Here is a 14,270-nt window from a genome sequence, read left to right as displayed (position 1 = left end):
AAACTGACATCATTGACTGGCAGGCTCAAAATGAGCCGCTGATATTCCATGAGCAGGGTAGCTCTCGACCGGAAACGGGCGGGGGCTTTTTTTATTTTTTGGTGGGCGATGATGCATTCAGAAAGCTGGCGGGTCGGTGTGCTGTTCTCCGAAACGGGCGTGACCGGAGCCGTGGAAACAACCCAGAGAGCTGCTACCTTGCTGGCGATCGATGAAATCAACGCAGCCGGTGGCGTGCTCGGCCGAGAGATAGAGCCGGTGGCCTACGATCCGCAATCAACTCCCAGTCTCTATAAGGAGCTCGCAGTCAAACTTTGCGACGAAGATCGGGTCCGGGTCGTTTTCGGCTGCCACATGTCGAGCACCCGCAAAGCCGCTCTTCCCGTCATCGAGGCCCGTGATGCTTTGCTGTTTTACCCGACTTTGTACGAGGGGTTCGAATACTCCCGGCATTGCATCTACACAGGGGCAGCCCCCAATCAGAACTCCGTCCAATTGGTCGATTTCCTCACCAAGCACTATGGAAAGCGGGTTTTTCTTGTGGGGTCGAATTACGTCTATCCTTATGAATCGAACCGGACGATCAGCGACCTTTTTCTTCAGGTGGGGGGACAGGTCCTGGACGAGATATATGTTCCGCTGAACCTCAAAGACGAGGACGTCGCCAAGATCATCAGACACATTCGCGCAGCGCAGCCGGACGTTATTTATTCAACGATCGTTGGCAACGGTATCATTCCTTTCTACACGGCGTTCAAGGAAGCGGGCTTCAATGCGCAGAAGATGCCGATCACCAGTCAATCGACAAGCGAGGCCGACGTGATACGCATGCGCCCGGAGGTGGCGGAAGGGCACATAACCGCGGCTCCCTTTTTCGCTTCTCTCGACACCCCCCGCGCCCGCGCCTTCGTTTCGGCCTATCAACAGCGGTACGGCCAGCAGATGCTGCCAACTGCGCCAGCCGAAGCGGCTTATTTTCAGGTATATCTCTATGCGGCGGCTTTAAAGCTTGCCGGCGGCGACGGGCTTGAGCAGCTTCTGCCGGCACTCTATGAGGTCGAATACGATGCCCCACAGGGCGCGGTGAAGATAGACCGGCTGACAAACCACACGCATCTGTGGCCAAGAGTGGCAAAGGTGAATGCGCAGGGCGGCTACGATATTGTCTATGATCCGTCACTGCGGGTGGCGCCAGATCCGTTCATGCGCGAATATCGCCCGGATCTGACGCAAACTTTCCCGCATCGCGTCCGGGTCTGAGAAGGAGCGACGATGTCATTCGCCCTTCTCAGAGATTTGCGGGATCTAAAGGTCCTGGTCATTCATCCCCGGACATCGGAGGGAGAGTTCCTCGTCGATCACCTGCGCCGTATCGGCTGCACGGTCAGTTGCCTCTGGCCGGTGCCTGCCGAATTGCCGCACGGCACAGACGTCGTCTTTCTTGCCATGGAAGACGAGGCGCGACCGGAAATCGAACGTCTGCTGAAGTGTTTTCCAAACCCCGCTCCGACCATGCTTGCCATCGTCGGTTACGAAAATCCCTCGACGTTGCAGATCGTTCTGGAAAGCGGAGCGCTCGCCATTGTCGAGAGGCCGATCAAGCCGTTCGGTCTGCTGACCAATCTCGCCATCGCCCGCAGCCTGTGGCTGGAGCGCCAAAAGCTCGTGAAAGAAGCACGCAAATATAAACGCAAGGTATTGGGAGACCAGAAGCTTGCCCGCGCCAAGGCGATTTTGATGGCCAATCGCGGCACCAGCGAAAACGAGGCGTACCGCGAAATGCGCGAGCAAGCGATGGCACGACGCGTGCCGATCGATGAAATCGCCAATTCGATTATCAACGCTGAACAGCTCTTGCGCCCTTCCCAAAAACATGATTAGTTTTTGATGTGTTCCAGATGAACACCTCCGGCACATCCCTTCTTTTATCGAAGCCATGTGTCGCTGTTGCACGCGGCGCAGCCGTGATGCGGTGATGGCAAGGGTGCCCGCAGGCTTTGACAAGCCTCGCGGGTTTTTTGTTGTCTGCTGACAGTGACGTCAGCCTTCCTACACTTTTTTCGGCATGAAGCCTCGCCATGGAGCCGGGCAGTGCCACCGCGTGCGCCAATCAAAAAAGGGGAACCAAGATGGTGTTCAACAGACGTGAACTTCTGAAAACCGCAGCCACCGCTTCCGCCGCACTCGCCCTGCCGGCGCTGGGCGGCCGGGCCTTTGCAGCCGACGCGATCAAGGTCGGTGCGCTCTACTCCCAGACGGGTGGGCTTTCCGTCGCCGAAAAACTTCTGGCCAACGGTGTCATGATGGCCGTGGCAGAGATCAATGCGGCCGGCGGCGTTCTCGGCCGTCCGGTCGAAGTTGTCGTTGAAGACGGGTCCTCCGATCCGAAGATCTTCAGCGAGAAAGCTTCGAAGCTGATCCTTAAAGACAAGATTTCAACCGTATTCGGCTGCCACACATCCGCCAGCCGCAAGGCCGTCCTGCCGATCTTCGAACGGCGCGGCGCGATGCTGTTCTATCAGACGCATTATGAAGGCTTCGAGTGCTCGCGCAACGTCGTCTATTCCGGCGCTGTTCCAAACCAGCAACTCTCCAATTACATTCCGTGGATCGTCGAAAAGCTGGGCAAGAAGAAGTTCTTCATCGTCGGCTCGAACTACGTCTACCCGCGTGAAATGGCCAAGGTTTCCAAGAAACTGATTGAAGCGGCCGGCGCTGAATGGGTGGCAGACGAATATCTGGAACTTGGCCACTCTGAGTGGGCGGTCATGGTCAGCAAGATCAAGGAATCCGGCGCGGACGTCGTTCTTTCCAACGTGGTCGGAGACTCGATCATCGCCTTCTACCGCGAATTCAAGAATCAGGGTCTTTCGCAGGAGGTTATCCCGATCTGCGCGACGGTGACGTCCGAAATCGAGATTGCGGCCATGGGCGCCGAATATGCGGCAGGCAGCTACACCTCATTCCCCTATTTCATGTCGATAGAAACGCCAGCGAACAAGAGCTTCATCGAACGCTTCAGGACATTCGTCAACGATCCCAAAGCCGTGACGTACCATTCGCTCGAGGCTGCCTATTTCCAGGTGTTCCTGTGGAAGCAGGCAGTCGAAAAATCCGGCGACCTGTCTGCCGACGCGATCCGGGCCGGCATTCGCGGCCAGACCTATGAAGCACCTGGTGGCAAGGTGACGACCGACCCCGACAACCTGCATTGCTGGCTGACGCCGCGCATCGGACAGTGGCAGTCGGATGGCCAGAGCAAGGTTGTCAACGCCTACCCGGCACCAATCAAGCCGTTGCCCTATTCGGCCTATGGTGAGACGGAAAGCAATCTGTTCTGCACCAGCAACGGTCTCGACGCAGCAAAGCTCAAGGGCTGACCCCTACCCGCTTTGTCCCGCCAACCTTGTTGGCGGGACCATGTCTCGGCAAGGCGGATCTGCGTTTTTTCTTTGCTCATTGCCAATCCGCGTTCAGCATTGGCAAGGGACAGAAGAGAGTCTGATCCGCCCTTCTTACGAACGGTGGCGTTATGCTCGATATTCTCTTCATCGGCCTCAGTCTGGGCTCGATCCTTCTTTTGGTGGCGCTCGGTCTCGCCATAACCTACGGCGCCATGGGCGTCATCAATATGGCCCACGGCGAAATGGTCATGATCGGCGCCTATGTCGCCGTGCTCTCAGGCATCTGGCTGAAGGCAAGCCTGCTACTCGCAATACCGCTGGCTTTCGTCGTAACCGCAGTGCTTGGCCTGGTCATCGAACGGGTGGTCGTGCGGCGGCTCTATGGCCGTCTGCTCGACACGCTTCTCGCCACCTGGGGCATCGCCATTCTTTTACAACAAGCCGTAAGGCTCGAATTCGGCCTCACATTTTTCGGCATTCACATCGAAGGCCTTGGCGCCGGATTGCAAAATGTGGCGGTGCCTTCCTATCTTCAAGGCACGTTCAGGCTCGCCGGGGCCGATATAAACGCCTACCGCACCTTCATCATCGCGGTGACAGCCGCGCTGACGCTGGCGACATGGTTCATTCTCTACCGTACGGCAGCAGGCATGCAGGTGCGGGCCATCATCCGCAATCCGAAAATGGCTGCCGCTTGCGGCATCGATGTGAAACGCATCAATGCCCTGACCTTCGCCTTCGGTTCCGGTCTTGCCGGCGTCGCCGGCGTGATGATGTCCGGCTTCAAGACCGTTTTCCCCGACATGGGGACGACGATGGTCGTCGACGGCTTCATGGTCGTGGTGACCGGTGGGGTCGGCAGCCTTTTCGGCACGGCCCTGTCTTCAGGGCTGCTGGGTGAAATCAACGCGCTGGTGGCCATCGGCACGAACGACATTCTGGCGCGCGCCGTCGTGTTCGGGGTCGTCATTGTCGTCATTCTGGTCAAGCCCAGCGGGCTGTTCTCGTTCAAGGGGCGCTGATATGAGCATCGAACGAAAATTCCAGATCGCCGCCTACGCCATTTTTATCGCGCTGATCTTTGCAGCGCCTGTTTTTGGCGACGAATTCTGGCTGAACCGCATTTCGAAATATCTGGTCTACGGGATGCTCGGCGTCGCCATTGCGCTGACATGGGGATATGCGGGCATTCTCAATCTTGGCCAGGGACTGTTTTTTGGTCTTGGCGCCTATATGCTCGCCATGTCCCTGAAGCTGTCGAGCATGACCAGCCTGCAACAGGGCTCCGACAAGCCGGTCCCGGATTTCATGCTCTGGAATGCCGAACCCGGCGCGCCGACGGAACTCTGCTGCATCAACAAGGGCTCCTTCCTCTGGCTTCCCTTTCAAAGCCAGTCGGTCGGTCTCGTGCTCGGCATCGTGCTTCCGGTGGTGGTGGCCGGCGCACTCGGTATGCTGGTTTTCCGCAAGCGCATTTCCGGTGTCTTCGTCTCGATCATTACATTGGCGCTGGTTCTGCTCGTGCGTCTCGTGATGGTCGATGCGCAACCGGTGACGAACGGCTTCAACGGCCTGACGGATCTTGGCTGGCTGACGATCGGCGGCATTGAATTCGACCCTTACAGCCGGGCAACCTATTATCTGTGTGCCATATGCCTGTCGTTGACGCTCATCGGTGCGCGTCTTGTCGTGGAAACCCGTGCTGGCATGATCCTCCAGGCGATCCGCGACGATCAGGTTCGCGCCCGCTATCTCGGTTTCGACGTCTCGCTCTACCAGGTGTTCTTCTTTGCCATTTCAGCCGGAATAGCCGGCGTTGCCGGTATGCTCTACGTCGTCGTCGCGGAGTTCGCCTCGCCGACCTTCATGGATCTTTCCTTCTCCGTGACGATGGTGGTTTGGGCTGCCGTCGGCGGCCGCTCCTCCCTGCTCGGTGCCTGCATCGGCGCGATCCTCATCAACATGATCGAGGCTGAGGTCAGCGAAACCGAAGCACTGGTCGAGGCGTGGAAAGCGATCATCGGCCTCATCTTCGTTCTCGTCGTCCTGTTCATGCCGCGTGGCCTTGGCGGCGTGGCGCATGATGTGCTGCGGCAGTTCATCCGCCGGGTCAAGCCGGGTGTGGCGTCTTCATCGTTGCAGCAACAGAGCGAGGCATTGTGATATGAGTGCAATCGCATTGACCATCGACGGTCTCAGCGTCGATTTCGGCGGTTTCAGAGCCGTCAACAATGTCAGTATCACCGTCGGCGATGGCGAGCTGCGGGTTTTGCTCGGCGCCAACGGCGCCGGCAAGACGACCCTGATGGATCTGATCAGCGGCAAGACGCGCAGTACCCAGGGTAAGGTCTTCGTCTACGACACGGACATCACAAACTGGCCGGAACACAAAATCGCCCGTGCAGGGATTGGCCGAAAATTCCAGATTCCCAGCATTTTTCGCGATCTTACCGTGCGACAGAATCTGGAGGTAGCAAATTGCCGAAATCCCTCCGTTTTTGCCAACCTCCGGTTTGGATTTTCGCGTGCGGAAGCCAAACGCGTCGATGAGGTACTCGCCCTTACCGGCCTCGAAGCAGAAAAGGATATGACGGCGGCGTATCTCAGCCATGGCCAGACGCAATGGCTGGAACTTGGCATGCTCATCGTCCAGGATCCAAAGGTCGTTCTGCTGGACGAACCGACAGCCGGCATGACCCAGGCCGAAACCCGCAAGACGGCGCAGATCATCAAAAACCTCAAAGGCCGCCACACCATCCTCGTCGTCGAGCACGACATGGGGTTCGTGCGTGAGATCGCCGAGCGTATCACCGTCCTTCATCTGGGCGAGGTTCTGGCGGAAGGCTGCGTCGGCGATATCGAACACAATCCCAAAGTCCGTGAAGCCTATCTCGGTTCGAAAGGAATATCCTGATGCTGACCCTGAAAGACGTACACAGCTATTATGGACGCAGTCACATTCTGCATGGCGTCACGCTCGATGTTCCGGCCGGCAAGGTGACAAGCATTCTCGGCCGCAACGGCACCGGCAAGACCACTTTGTTGAAAACATTGATGGCGCTGACAGACCGCATGACGGGCGAGATGCATCTCCAGGGCAGGGACATCGCCGCGTCCCCGACGCACAGGAGGGCGCGTGCCGGTATCGCCTACGTCCCCCAGGGCAGGGAGATCATTCCCGATTTTACCATCCGCGAAAACATCCTGATGGGCGCCTTCGCACGTGCGGACGGCAAACGCGACATTCCCGCGCTGGTGCCGGAACTTTTCCCCTATCTGATGGCCAATCTGGACCGGCCCGGCGGCGTGCTTTCGGGTGGGCAGCAACAGCAGCTCGCCATCGCACGCGCGCTGGCCGCCGGCCCGAAAGTGCTGCTTCTCGATGAACCCAACGAAGGCATCCAGCCCTCTATCGTCGAGGAAATCGAAAAGATCATCATCCGGCTCAATCGCGAGATCGGCATGACGATCATCCTCGTAGAGCAGAACGTCGCATTCGCACGGCACGCATCTCACCACTTCGCCATGCTGGAGAAGGGAAGCGTGGTTGCGGCCGGCGCCATCGACATGCTCTCCGACGTGCTCGTTCATCGGCATATGGCTGTCTGAAAAAGACAAATCCTTCAATAAAGACAATGGGAATAATCATGACATCGATAAAGAGCTACACCGCCGCCGCCATCCAGTTCGAACCGACAATGTTTGAAAAAGAACGCAATATCACCCGGCTGAAAGCCCTTTGCGAAGAAGCGGCGGAGGCGGGCGCACGCCTGATCGTCACGCCAGAGATGGGCACGACCGGTTATTGCTGGTTCGACAGGGCGGAAGTCAAACCGTTTGTCGAGACGATCCCCGGACCGACCACTGATGTTTTTCAGGCCATTGCCAGCAAACACCGCTGCTATATCGTGGTCGGCATGCCGGAAGTCGATCCGGCGAGCGATCTCTATTACAATACGGCCGTTCTCATCGGTCCCGACGGCGTCGTTGGCAGACACCGCAAGTCGCATCCCTATATTGCCGAGCCGAAATGGGCTGCGAACGGCGATATCGTGCACGAGGTGTTCGAAACGGAGATCGGCCGTATTTCCATGCTGGTCTGCATGGATCTGCATTTCTTCGAGACGGCGCGGCTGGAAGCCTTGGCCGGCGCCGACATCATCTGCCATATCTCCAATTGGCTGCAGGAGCGCACCCCGGCACCTTACTGGATCAACCGCGCCTTCGAAAACGCCTGCTATGTCATCGAAAGCAACCGGTGGGGACTGGAACGGACCGTGCAGTTCTCCGGCGGAAGCTGCGTGATCGAGCCGGATGGGACGGTCGCCGCATCGATCGATACGGGCGATGGAATAGCCTATGGGGCGATCGATCTTGCCCGCGCGCGCCGCCGTGAGGTCCTCAGTGAACCGGTCTTCAAGTCGCGCCGGCCCGAGCTTTACATGAACATGATGACCAACAGTTTCACCTGGAACCCCGGTGACTACTTCCGCCTCTACGGCTATCAGCCAATCCCGCGCGGACGCACCTCCCGTGCCGCCGTTGCCCAGTTCGCCCCTACGTCCGTCATTGCCGACAATATTGCCCAGATCACACGGCTGGCGACCGAGGCGAAGGCGACGGCAGCGCCGGACATTCTAGTGTTTCCGGAACTGTCGCTGACCGGGCTGGAGTCCCCCCAAACCCGGGCGGAACCTCTTTCAGGCCCAACGGTATCGACCTTCGTTCGTCTGGCCATGAAACTCGGCTTCTATCTCGTCGCAGGGTTTGCCGAAGCGGACGGAGACAGGGTCTACAACAGCGTGGTCCTTGCCGGACCCGAGGGGCTGGTGGGCAGCTATCGCAAGACGCATCTGGGCATTGCCGATAGCTGGGCGACGGCGGGCGACGAATGGAAAATCTACGATCTCGCCATCGGCCGGTTGGGTCTCGCGATCGGGCACGACGCGCTTTATCCGGAAGCCATCCGTTCGCTGTCGCTGATGGGCTGCGATCTGGTCGCCTGCCCTTCGGCAATCGCCGGCACGTTCACCGGCAGCCATGCGGGCACGAAAATTCCGCACAACTATCCCATCCCGAAGGGAGCAGACCCCTTTCACTGGCACGCTCTGCGGGTTCGCGGCGGCGAGAACAACGTCTATTTCGCCTTCGCCAATGTACTTGATGAGCCACGGGGATATCTGGGCAAGAGCGCGGTCTTCGGGCCGGATTCCTTTGCCTTTCCGCGTCAGGAATCGGCCATTCTCGATGAGGAGGGCATTGCCGATGCCGCCGTCGATACCACCAATCTCGACACGCCCTATCCAACGAACATCGTCAGACGAAAGGACCTTGTCGTCATGCGCCAGCCGCATCATTATCAGCCTCTCGTCAAATGGCATCAGTGAAAGGTCGGCAGCATGTCCGCATTCACATTCGCAACCGTCCCGCAGATCATTGCGGGACCGGGCTGTATCGCAAGGCTTTCGGAGCTGAGGAGCATGCTCGGTCCGCGCGTTCTGGTGATTTCGGACGATGGGGTCGTCAAGGCGGGGCTCGTTCAGCCGGCGCTTGCCAGCCTTACAGAAGCCGGCGCCGAAACATCAATCTTCACCGGCGTTGTCGCTGATCCGCCGGAAGCCATCATCCATACGGCTGCCGCACAGGCGGTGACGTTTGGCGCAACCGGTGTGCTGGGCATCGGCGGCGGCTCGTCGCTCGATGTCGCAAAGCTTGTGGCGCTCATTGCCAAAAGCGGCGAAGCGCTCGACACTATCTACGGCGTTGGCAAGGTGACGGGGGAGCGTCTGCCGCTGGTGCTCGTGCCGACAACGGCCGGTACCGGATCGGAAGTCACGCCGATTTCGATCATCACCACGGGCGAACACCAGAAAAAGGGCGTAGTATCACCCGTACTTCTGCCAGACGTGGCGCTTCTCGACGCGAACCTGACCATCGGACTTCCTCCCGCCGTGACCGCGGCGACGGGAATTGACGCAATGGTCCACGCCATCGAGGCCTTCACGTCCGCCAGTGCAAACAACAATCCCGTTTCCCGTGCCCTTGCCAAAGAAGCCCTGCGGCTTCTCGGAGCGAATATCGCGGTCGCCGTCGAGGATGGAACCGACCTTGCCGCCAGACAGTCGATGCTGCTGGGTGCAATGCTGGCGGGGCAGGCCTTTGCTAATTCGCCTGTCGCTGCCGTTCATGCTCTCGCCTATCCGATCGGAGGCCGCTACGGCGTTCCCCACGGTCTTTCCAACAGTCTGGTACTGCCGCACGTCTTGCGCTTCAACGCGACGGTGTGTGGTGATGCCTACGCGGAACTGGCACCGTGTCTCTTTCCTCACCTTGAGTCTGCCGATCAGAACGGGCGTCTCTCCGGTTTCATCGACGGACTGACGATGCTGCCAGTACGCCTCGATCTTCCCGTAAGACTGAGGCATGTCGGAATTCCAAAGGAGGGAATTCCTCTGCTCGCGGAAAGTGCGATGGAACAGACCCGCCTGCTGGTCAACAACCCGCGTACCATGTCGCTATCGGATGCTGCCAGTATCTACGAGGTTGCCTGGTAAGCATGGCAGTGCACACGTCACATGAGTTATAGCCCTCCTTTCCATAACTCACATCATCAAAATATTGAATTACCATACAAGCACCACACGGAGATATCTGGCGCGATTGTTATCGCAGCAACTTCGCGAGACCCTTAGCCAATATTGGTCCGGTCGGCCGCCCGGTCGGAGATCCGCCAGCGTCTTCCGGAGCGATCTCGTAGAGCTGGTCCCCCTTTGGTGTTGGCAATTCCGGAACAGCCAGACGTGCCGAGCGCGCACCGTCGATGAGGCCGATGGAAACTGGTCCTCTGTCTTTGGATGGCAGGGTCCAGACCTGAATCGCCTTGTCCCCGGGGATGTCGAAATCAGCCAGCTTGTTCACCTGCATGATCAATGAGGCTCGTCTCCCGAGCAGCGAAACAGCCCAGGGCGGTGACAATGGGGAGAACAGCGACGCCCTCCGTCGTTCACCGCCTTAATGTTTGCATTTACAAGCGGAGGGACGCAGAACGCGGAAAACCGATCTCACATCTTCAGGAACATCGTTTGACCACTGGAGTTAGGGGCGCTTCAACCAAGAGGAGAAGCACGATGCCCCGTGGCGACAAGTCTTCCTATACGAACAAACAGAAGCGCAAGGCCGAGCATATCGAAGAAGGATATGAGGATCGCGGCGTCGGCGAGAAAGAGGCCGAGCGGCGTGCCTGGGCCACCGTGAACAAGGAAAGCGGCGGCGGCAAGAAATCCGGCTCCGGTCGCGGTCATGCCGAGAACCACGCCTCTTCCGAAAAGGGTGGCCGCAAAGGTGGTGAGGCCGCTGCTGCAAGACCGAAGGCAGAGCGATCCGCTTCCGCCAAAAAGGCAGCCGCCACCCGCAAACGCAACGAGCAGCACGCCCAGCACTAAGCGGGTCTGCAGCAAGGATTTATCGTCAGGAGGAGTTACCGCGATGAAAGTCCAGGAAGTCATGACGCATGATGTGCGCGTCGTGAATGCGGAAGAAACCATTCAGGAAGCAGCCCGCATTATGGCGGAAATCGATGCCGGCGTCCTGCCGGTCGGCAAGGAAGGAAAGTTGGTGGGAATGCTCACCGACCGCGATATCGCAATTCGCGCCGTTGCCGAAGGCAAAGGTCCGGACACCAAAGCGAGCGACATCATGTCCCGGGAAGTGAAATACTGCTTCGATGACGAGGATGTGGAAGATGTCTGCGGCAATCTCGGCGACCAGCAGATCCGCCGTATCCCCGTCCTCGACCGCAACAAGCAGCTGGTGGGAATCCTGTCCCTCGGCGATGTCGCCGTGGAAACCGACGGCACCGGCGTGGGCGAGGCATTGGCCGCGATCTCCCGTCCCGGCGGGACCCATAGCCAGTCGGGCGTGCAGCCGCATTAAACCTATGGCCCGGAGCCTGTTTTGACTGGCTCCACCGATTAGATCATCACCGGGGAGGGCTGCACTCCTCCCCGGGGCAAGCCGCTGTGCGGCAACGGGAGCACCAGATGGACGACAATCACAGCGCCAATCATGAGGGGAAACCCCACGCCGCCAGCCATCCCTATGCGGCTTTCGCGCTTAACATGGTTCTCAGCCTGGTGGTTATGTACCTCGTGATGTTCTCCATGATCGATGGCTGGGGCGACTTCCGGAACAATCTCAATATGGTCTACATGGCTCTAACCATGGTTGCACCGATGGGCGTCCTCATGCTCGCGACGATGGATGGGATGTATCCGAACAAGCGGCTGAACCTTTTTCTCCATGCCGGTCTCGCCCTCCTCTTCGTGGCAGCTTTCACCGGCACACGTAACCAGACCCTGATCGGCGACCGACAATTCATTGCTTCGATGGTCCCCCATCATTCCGGTGCCATTCTCATGTGCAGAAATGCGAAGATCACCGATCCGGAACTTATGGCGCTCTGTGCGGAGATTTCCCGCGGCCAGCGCGCAGAAATCGAGCAAATGAACGCAATCGACGAGCGCCTCCACGCAAAGATCGGCAGCCCTTCGAGATGATCGGCCGGCGTCTCTGGCAGCGCCTCTTGACGCCGCCGCGTCGTCATCCGGCGTCCCGCGGCATGGCGCGTCACAGGAGTTCCGGGACTTAATATCGCGTAGAAGCGATTTTTTGCTGCACGGCCCCGCGCCCTCCTTCGGGGCTTCGCGCGATAGGGGCCAAAGGGGAGTGCACGTGCGTCTATCGCGATTTCCCGAATTCCTTGCGAAGCTCGCCCTTCGCATCTTCCAGCACTTCCTTTCGTTTTCCGGGCAACGTCCGGCCAGCACGGTTGATGTAAAACACCAGCATCGACATTGCAGACCGGAAAGGGCTGGTCTTGCGCCTGGAGGATTGTTCCGCCGAGGCTTTCAGCGAACGTGCGATCTGCGAGGGATCGTCTTTGGTGAAGACCTCCTTATCAAGATCGAGCGCATCGCTTTCCCTCGTCACCTTCTGTGACCACTTCTTTTTCTTTTTTGCCTTTTTCATCGTTCTTCTCCCGGCGGATCATTATTTTCGTTCGGGGTCATGGGTGTGGTGACTGTCACGCTCACCCCCTCCCCCGGAAACCCTGCTCTTTGAACGTTTGTCATTGTCTGCCGCAGGTTTCTTGATCTCCGGCGGGGCCTTTGCGTTTTCATGGGAAGAGCCCGGCCCGCCCTGCCGGATACTTGCCGGTGTTTTCGTCGAGGTGGACATTTATTCCTCCTGTCGTTGGGTGGCAGCGGACAAGCCGTTGGCCTATTGGTCGTCGCGGGTTTTCATCGCATCGGAAACACGCTTCTTCCGTGGGTCCTTGAGGTTTTCACCGACAGCATCCCGATCGTGCTCGGGGTCGTCCGTGGGTTTCATGTAGCCTCTGGGTCGGCTTTCCTTCGGCCCTTCCCATCGCGGCGATTGGTCGGTGGTGCCGGGAGCGCCGTCTCGTGGAGAATTCTTGGTCATCATTGCCTCCGGTTGGGTTTCAACGCTCCCCAACCACTTTGCTGCGGCAATGTTCCGCAAAGACCGGGAGGCAACAGGGGGATTTTTTTCGAAACAATTGCACGCTCCACTGGTTAGGCGATCCAGAATTCAAACCGAGGGAACAGACGATGACGGATAAATCCGGAAAAACCGATCGCATCTCCAGAATGGCGCATGAGCAGCAGCAGGACTTTCTCCGACGCTCGTCCCTGCAATTCCTGGAATGCGCCATTCATCTATGCGCGACGAATATGAGCATTTCCGAACTTGCCGCACGGCTTGAGAAACAGGCGCAATATTTGCGGCAGTTTGGCTAGGGACAGGCCACTTCATGCGTCAGCGGCGACCATCTTTTCTTGGGAAGACCCGCCATGCCAAGATTTTTCTTCAATGTAATCAGCGGTAAAAACGTCCTTGATGACCCGGAGGGAAGCGAGCTCCCTTCCCTCGACCAAGCGATCGAAGAGGCGCGCAAGGACGCCCGCGCCTTGATGAGCGAGGCGATCCTGCAAGGGCGTGACATCTCCGAAGGATGCATCATTATCCGTAACAAGCAGCATGACTTACTGAAAGTCGTCCGTTTCACCGACGCGCTGGACCGAAAGGACTGAAAGGGCATCGTCCGTCCGCATACGGGCCATCAGTGTTTCATATTCTCTTTCGGGGACGCCGTAAGTCATGTCGGCGACGTCTTCCAGTATACCGCGATTGACGATCCGGACATTTCCGCGGCTGGCGCGAATGGCATGAATGCCTTCGAGAACATGCAGCTCGTTGGTAATGCCCGGCCGCCGCACCCCAAGAACGGTGGAGAGAAACTCATGGGTGATCGGCAGATCATCCGTATCGAGGCGGTCATGACACATCAGCAGCCAGCGTGCGAGCCTTTCCCGCAGACCATATTGCCCATTTGCAAGCACAAGCTGGCCGGCCTGAAGCAGGCAGACGTTGATATAGCCCAGCAAAAGCTCACGCAGGCGCGCGTCTTCCTCCATTTCCCGCCGTATTTCAACGGCCGGAATCAGGAAGCCACGACCGCCCACGCCCATGATGGTTTCGTCCGGCGTGGTTTCCGCGCCCAGCAGAACGGGCCAGCCGGTGATGCCCTCTCGCCCAACAAGCACGGCTTCAATGCTCTTGCCGCCGTCATCATGAACAACCGTCGATGCAAGACCGGTTTCGATAAAACAGAGATGAGAAATGGGCTTGCCAGCGGCAACGAGCCGATATCCCGCCGGCAGATCCACGGGCTCCAGCCGGGACGCAAGCTGCGACAGGCGTTCTGTGCCGAGGGTCTTCAACAATCGGTTATAAACAAGAAAATCTGATCCAAGCATAGCGGTTCGCCCGGTTCGCCCCTCT

19 protein-coding genes are annotated in these 14,270 nt (G+C 58.5%); 14 read left to right on the top strand and 5 right to left on the bottom strand.

The window, feature by feature from the left end; all coding sequences use genetic code 11:
* Positions 1-108 precede the first annotated feature (108 nt).
* The 9 genes from ACQZ5K_RS15060 to ACQZ5K_RS15020 all read left to right on the top strand — a co-directional run bounded on the left by ACQZ5K_RS15060 (position 109) and on the right by ACQZ5K_RS15020 (position 9,958).
* Complete coding sequence (locus ACQZ5K_RS15060; protein ID WP_448740826.1) at positions 109-1,260, top strand: transporter substrate-binding domain-containing protein; 1,152 nt, start codon at positions 109-111, stop codon at positions 1,258-1,260.
* A 12-nt stretch (positions 1,261-1,272) separates the two neighbouring features.
* Complete coding sequence (locus ACQZ5K_RS15055) at positions 1,273-1,881, top strand: ANTAR domain-containing response regulator (protein ID WP_004433113.1); 609 nt, start codon at positions 1,273-1,275, stop codon at positions 1,879-1,881.
* Between the two features lie 248 nt (positions 1,882-2,129).
* On the top strand, positions 2,130-3,380 hold the full coding sequence (locus ACQZ5K_RS15050) for a transporter substrate-binding domain-containing protein (protein ID WP_448740713.1): 1,251 nt from the start codon (positions 2,130-2,132) through the stop codon (positions 3,378-3,380).
* Positions 3,381-3,532: 152 nt separating this feature from the next.
* Positions 3,533-4,426, top strand: coding sequence for an urea ABC transporter permease subunit UrtB (urtB, locus tag ACQZ5K_RS15045; RefSeq protein ID WP_448740712.1), 894 nt, complete (start codon positions 3,533-3,535; stop codon positions 4,424-4,426).
* A gap of 1 nt (position 4,427) precedes the next feature.
* Positions 4,428-5,567 (top strand): urea ABC transporter permease subunit UrtC, encoded by a 1,140-nt coding sequence (gene urtC, locus ACQZ5K_RS15040; protein WP_448740711.1) that lies wholly within the window; start codon positions 4,428-4,430, stop codon positions 5,565-5,567.
* A gap of 1 nt (position 5,568) precedes the next feature.
* The gene (urtD, locus tag ACQZ5K_RS15035) at positions 5,569-6,318 is read left to right on the top strand and encodes an urea ABC transporter ATP-binding protein UrtD (RefSeq protein WP_448740710.1); all 750 of its coding nucleotides are present in this window, start codon (positions 5,569-5,571) and stop codon (positions 6,316-6,318) included.
* A complete protein-coding gene (gene urtE / locus ACQZ5K_RS15030) occupies positions 6,318-7,013 on the top strand; it encodes an urea ABC transporter ATP-binding subunit UrtE (protein WP_448740709.1) in 696 nt (231 codons plus the stop codon). The genes urtD and urtE overlap by 1 nt, the downstream gene beginning before the upstream one ends.
* Before the next feature lie 26 nt (positions 7,014-7,039).
* Positions 7,040-8,791: a nitrilase-related carbon-nitrogen hydrolase gene (locus ACQZ5K_RS15025; RefSeq protein WP_448740708.1), complete on the top strand. Its 1,752-nt coding sequence runs from the start codon at positions 7,040-7,042 to the stop codon at positions 8,789-8,791.
* 12 nt (positions 8,792-8,803) lie between these two features.
* Complete coding sequence (locus ACQZ5K_RS15020; RefSeq protein ID WP_448740707.1) at positions 8,804-9,958, top strand: iron-containing alcohol dehydrogenase; 1,155 nt, start codon at positions 8,804-8,806, stop codon at positions 9,956-9,958.
* Positions 9,959-10,067: 109 nt separating this feature from the next.
* On the opposite strand, the gene ACQZ5K_RS15015 is transcribed toward ACQZ5K_RS15020, so the two are convergent.
* Positions 10,068-10,355 (bottom strand): anti-sigma factor domain-containing protein, encoded by a 288-nt coding sequence (locus tag ACQZ5K_RS15015; RefSeq protein WP_448740825.1) that lies wholly within the window; start codon positions 10,353-10,355, stop codon positions 10,068-10,070.
* A 176-nt stretch (positions 10,356-10,531) separates the two neighbouring features.
* Between ACQZ5K_RS15015 and ACQZ5K_RS15010 the strand changes: the two genes are divergently transcribed.
* The 3 genes from ACQZ5K_RS15010 to ACQZ5K_RS15000 all read left to right on the top strand — a co-directional run bounded on the left by ACQZ5K_RS15010 (position 10,532) and on the right by ACQZ5K_RS15000 (position 11,959).
* The gene (locus tag ACQZ5K_RS15010) at positions 10,532-10,846 is read left to right on the top strand and encodes a plasmid stabilization protein (protein ID WP_448740706.1); all 315 of its coding nucleotides are present in this window, start codon (positions 10,532-10,534) and stop codon (positions 10,844-10,846) included.
* A 43-nt stretch (positions 10,847-10,889) separates the two neighbouring features.
* A complete protein-coding gene (locus ACQZ5K_RS15005; protein WP_004433100.1) occupies positions 10,890-11,336 on the top strand; it encodes a CBS domain-containing protein in 447 nt (148 codons plus the stop codon).
* 107 nt (positions 11,337-11,443) lie between these two features.
* On the top strand, positions 11,444-11,959 hold the full coding sequence (locus ACQZ5K_RS15000; RefSeq protein ID WP_448740705.1) for a DUF305 domain-containing protein: 516 nt from the start codon (positions 11,444-11,446) through the stop codon (positions 11,957-11,959).
* Between the two features lie 181 nt (positions 11,960-12,140).
* On the opposite strand, the gene ACQZ5K_RS14995 is transcribed toward ACQZ5K_RS15000, so the two are convergent.
* Genes ACQZ5K_RS14995 through ACQZ5K_RS14985 form a run of 3 tightly spaced genes read right to left on the bottom strand, consistent with a single transcriptional unit; the run spans position 12,141 to position 12,887 of the window.
* On the bottom strand, positions 12,141-12,431 hold the full coding sequence (locus ACQZ5K_RS14995; RefSeq protein WP_004433095.1) for a DUF3175 domain-containing protein: 291 nt from the start codon (positions 12,429-12,431) through the stop codon (positions 12,141-12,143).
* Between the two features lie 21 nt (positions 12,432-12,452).
* On the bottom strand, positions 12,453-12,641 hold the full coding sequence (locus tag ACQZ5K_RS14990; protein ID WP_080629469.1) for a hypothetical protein: 189 nt from the start codon (positions 12,639-12,641) through the stop codon (positions 12,453-12,455).
* Positions 12,642-12,683: 42 nt separating this feature from the next.
* Complete coding sequence (locus ACQZ5K_RS14985) at positions 12,684-12,887, bottom strand: hypothetical protein (protein ID WP_433823892.1); 204 nt, start codon at positions 12,885-12,887, stop codon at positions 12,684-12,686.
* Positions 12,888-13,036: 149 nt separating this feature from the next.
* On the opposite strand from ACQZ5K_RS14985, the gene ACQZ5K_RS14980 reads away from it, so the two are divergent.
* Positions 13,037-13,225 (top strand): hypothetical protein, encoded by a 189-nt coding sequence (locus ACQZ5K_RS14980; RefSeq protein ID WP_377311272.1) that lies wholly within the window; start codon positions 13,037-13,039, stop codon positions 13,223-13,225.
* Positions 13,226-13,279: 54 nt separating this feature from the next.
* A complete protein-coding gene (locus ACQZ5K_RS14975) occupies positions 13,280-13,519 on the top strand; it encodes a DUF6894 family protein (protein ID WP_080629468.1) in 240 nt (79 codons plus the stop codon).
* Here ACQZ5K_RS14975 and ACQZ5K_RS14970 read toward each other — a convergent pair.
* A complete protein-coding gene (locus ACQZ5K_RS14970; RefSeq protein ID WP_448740704.1) occupies positions 13,472-14,245 on the bottom strand; it encodes a Crp/Fnr family transcriptional regulator in 774 nt (257 codons plus the stop codon). The genes ACQZ5K_RS14975 and ACQZ5K_RS14970 overlap by 48 nt on opposite strands.
* Positions 14,246-14,270 lie beyond the last annotated feature (25 nt).

The organism is Agrobacterium sp. 22-226-1, assembly GCF_053522345.1.
Note: the sequence above shows the minus strand (reverse complement) of the source record. Positions and strands in the feature narration are given on the sequence as shown.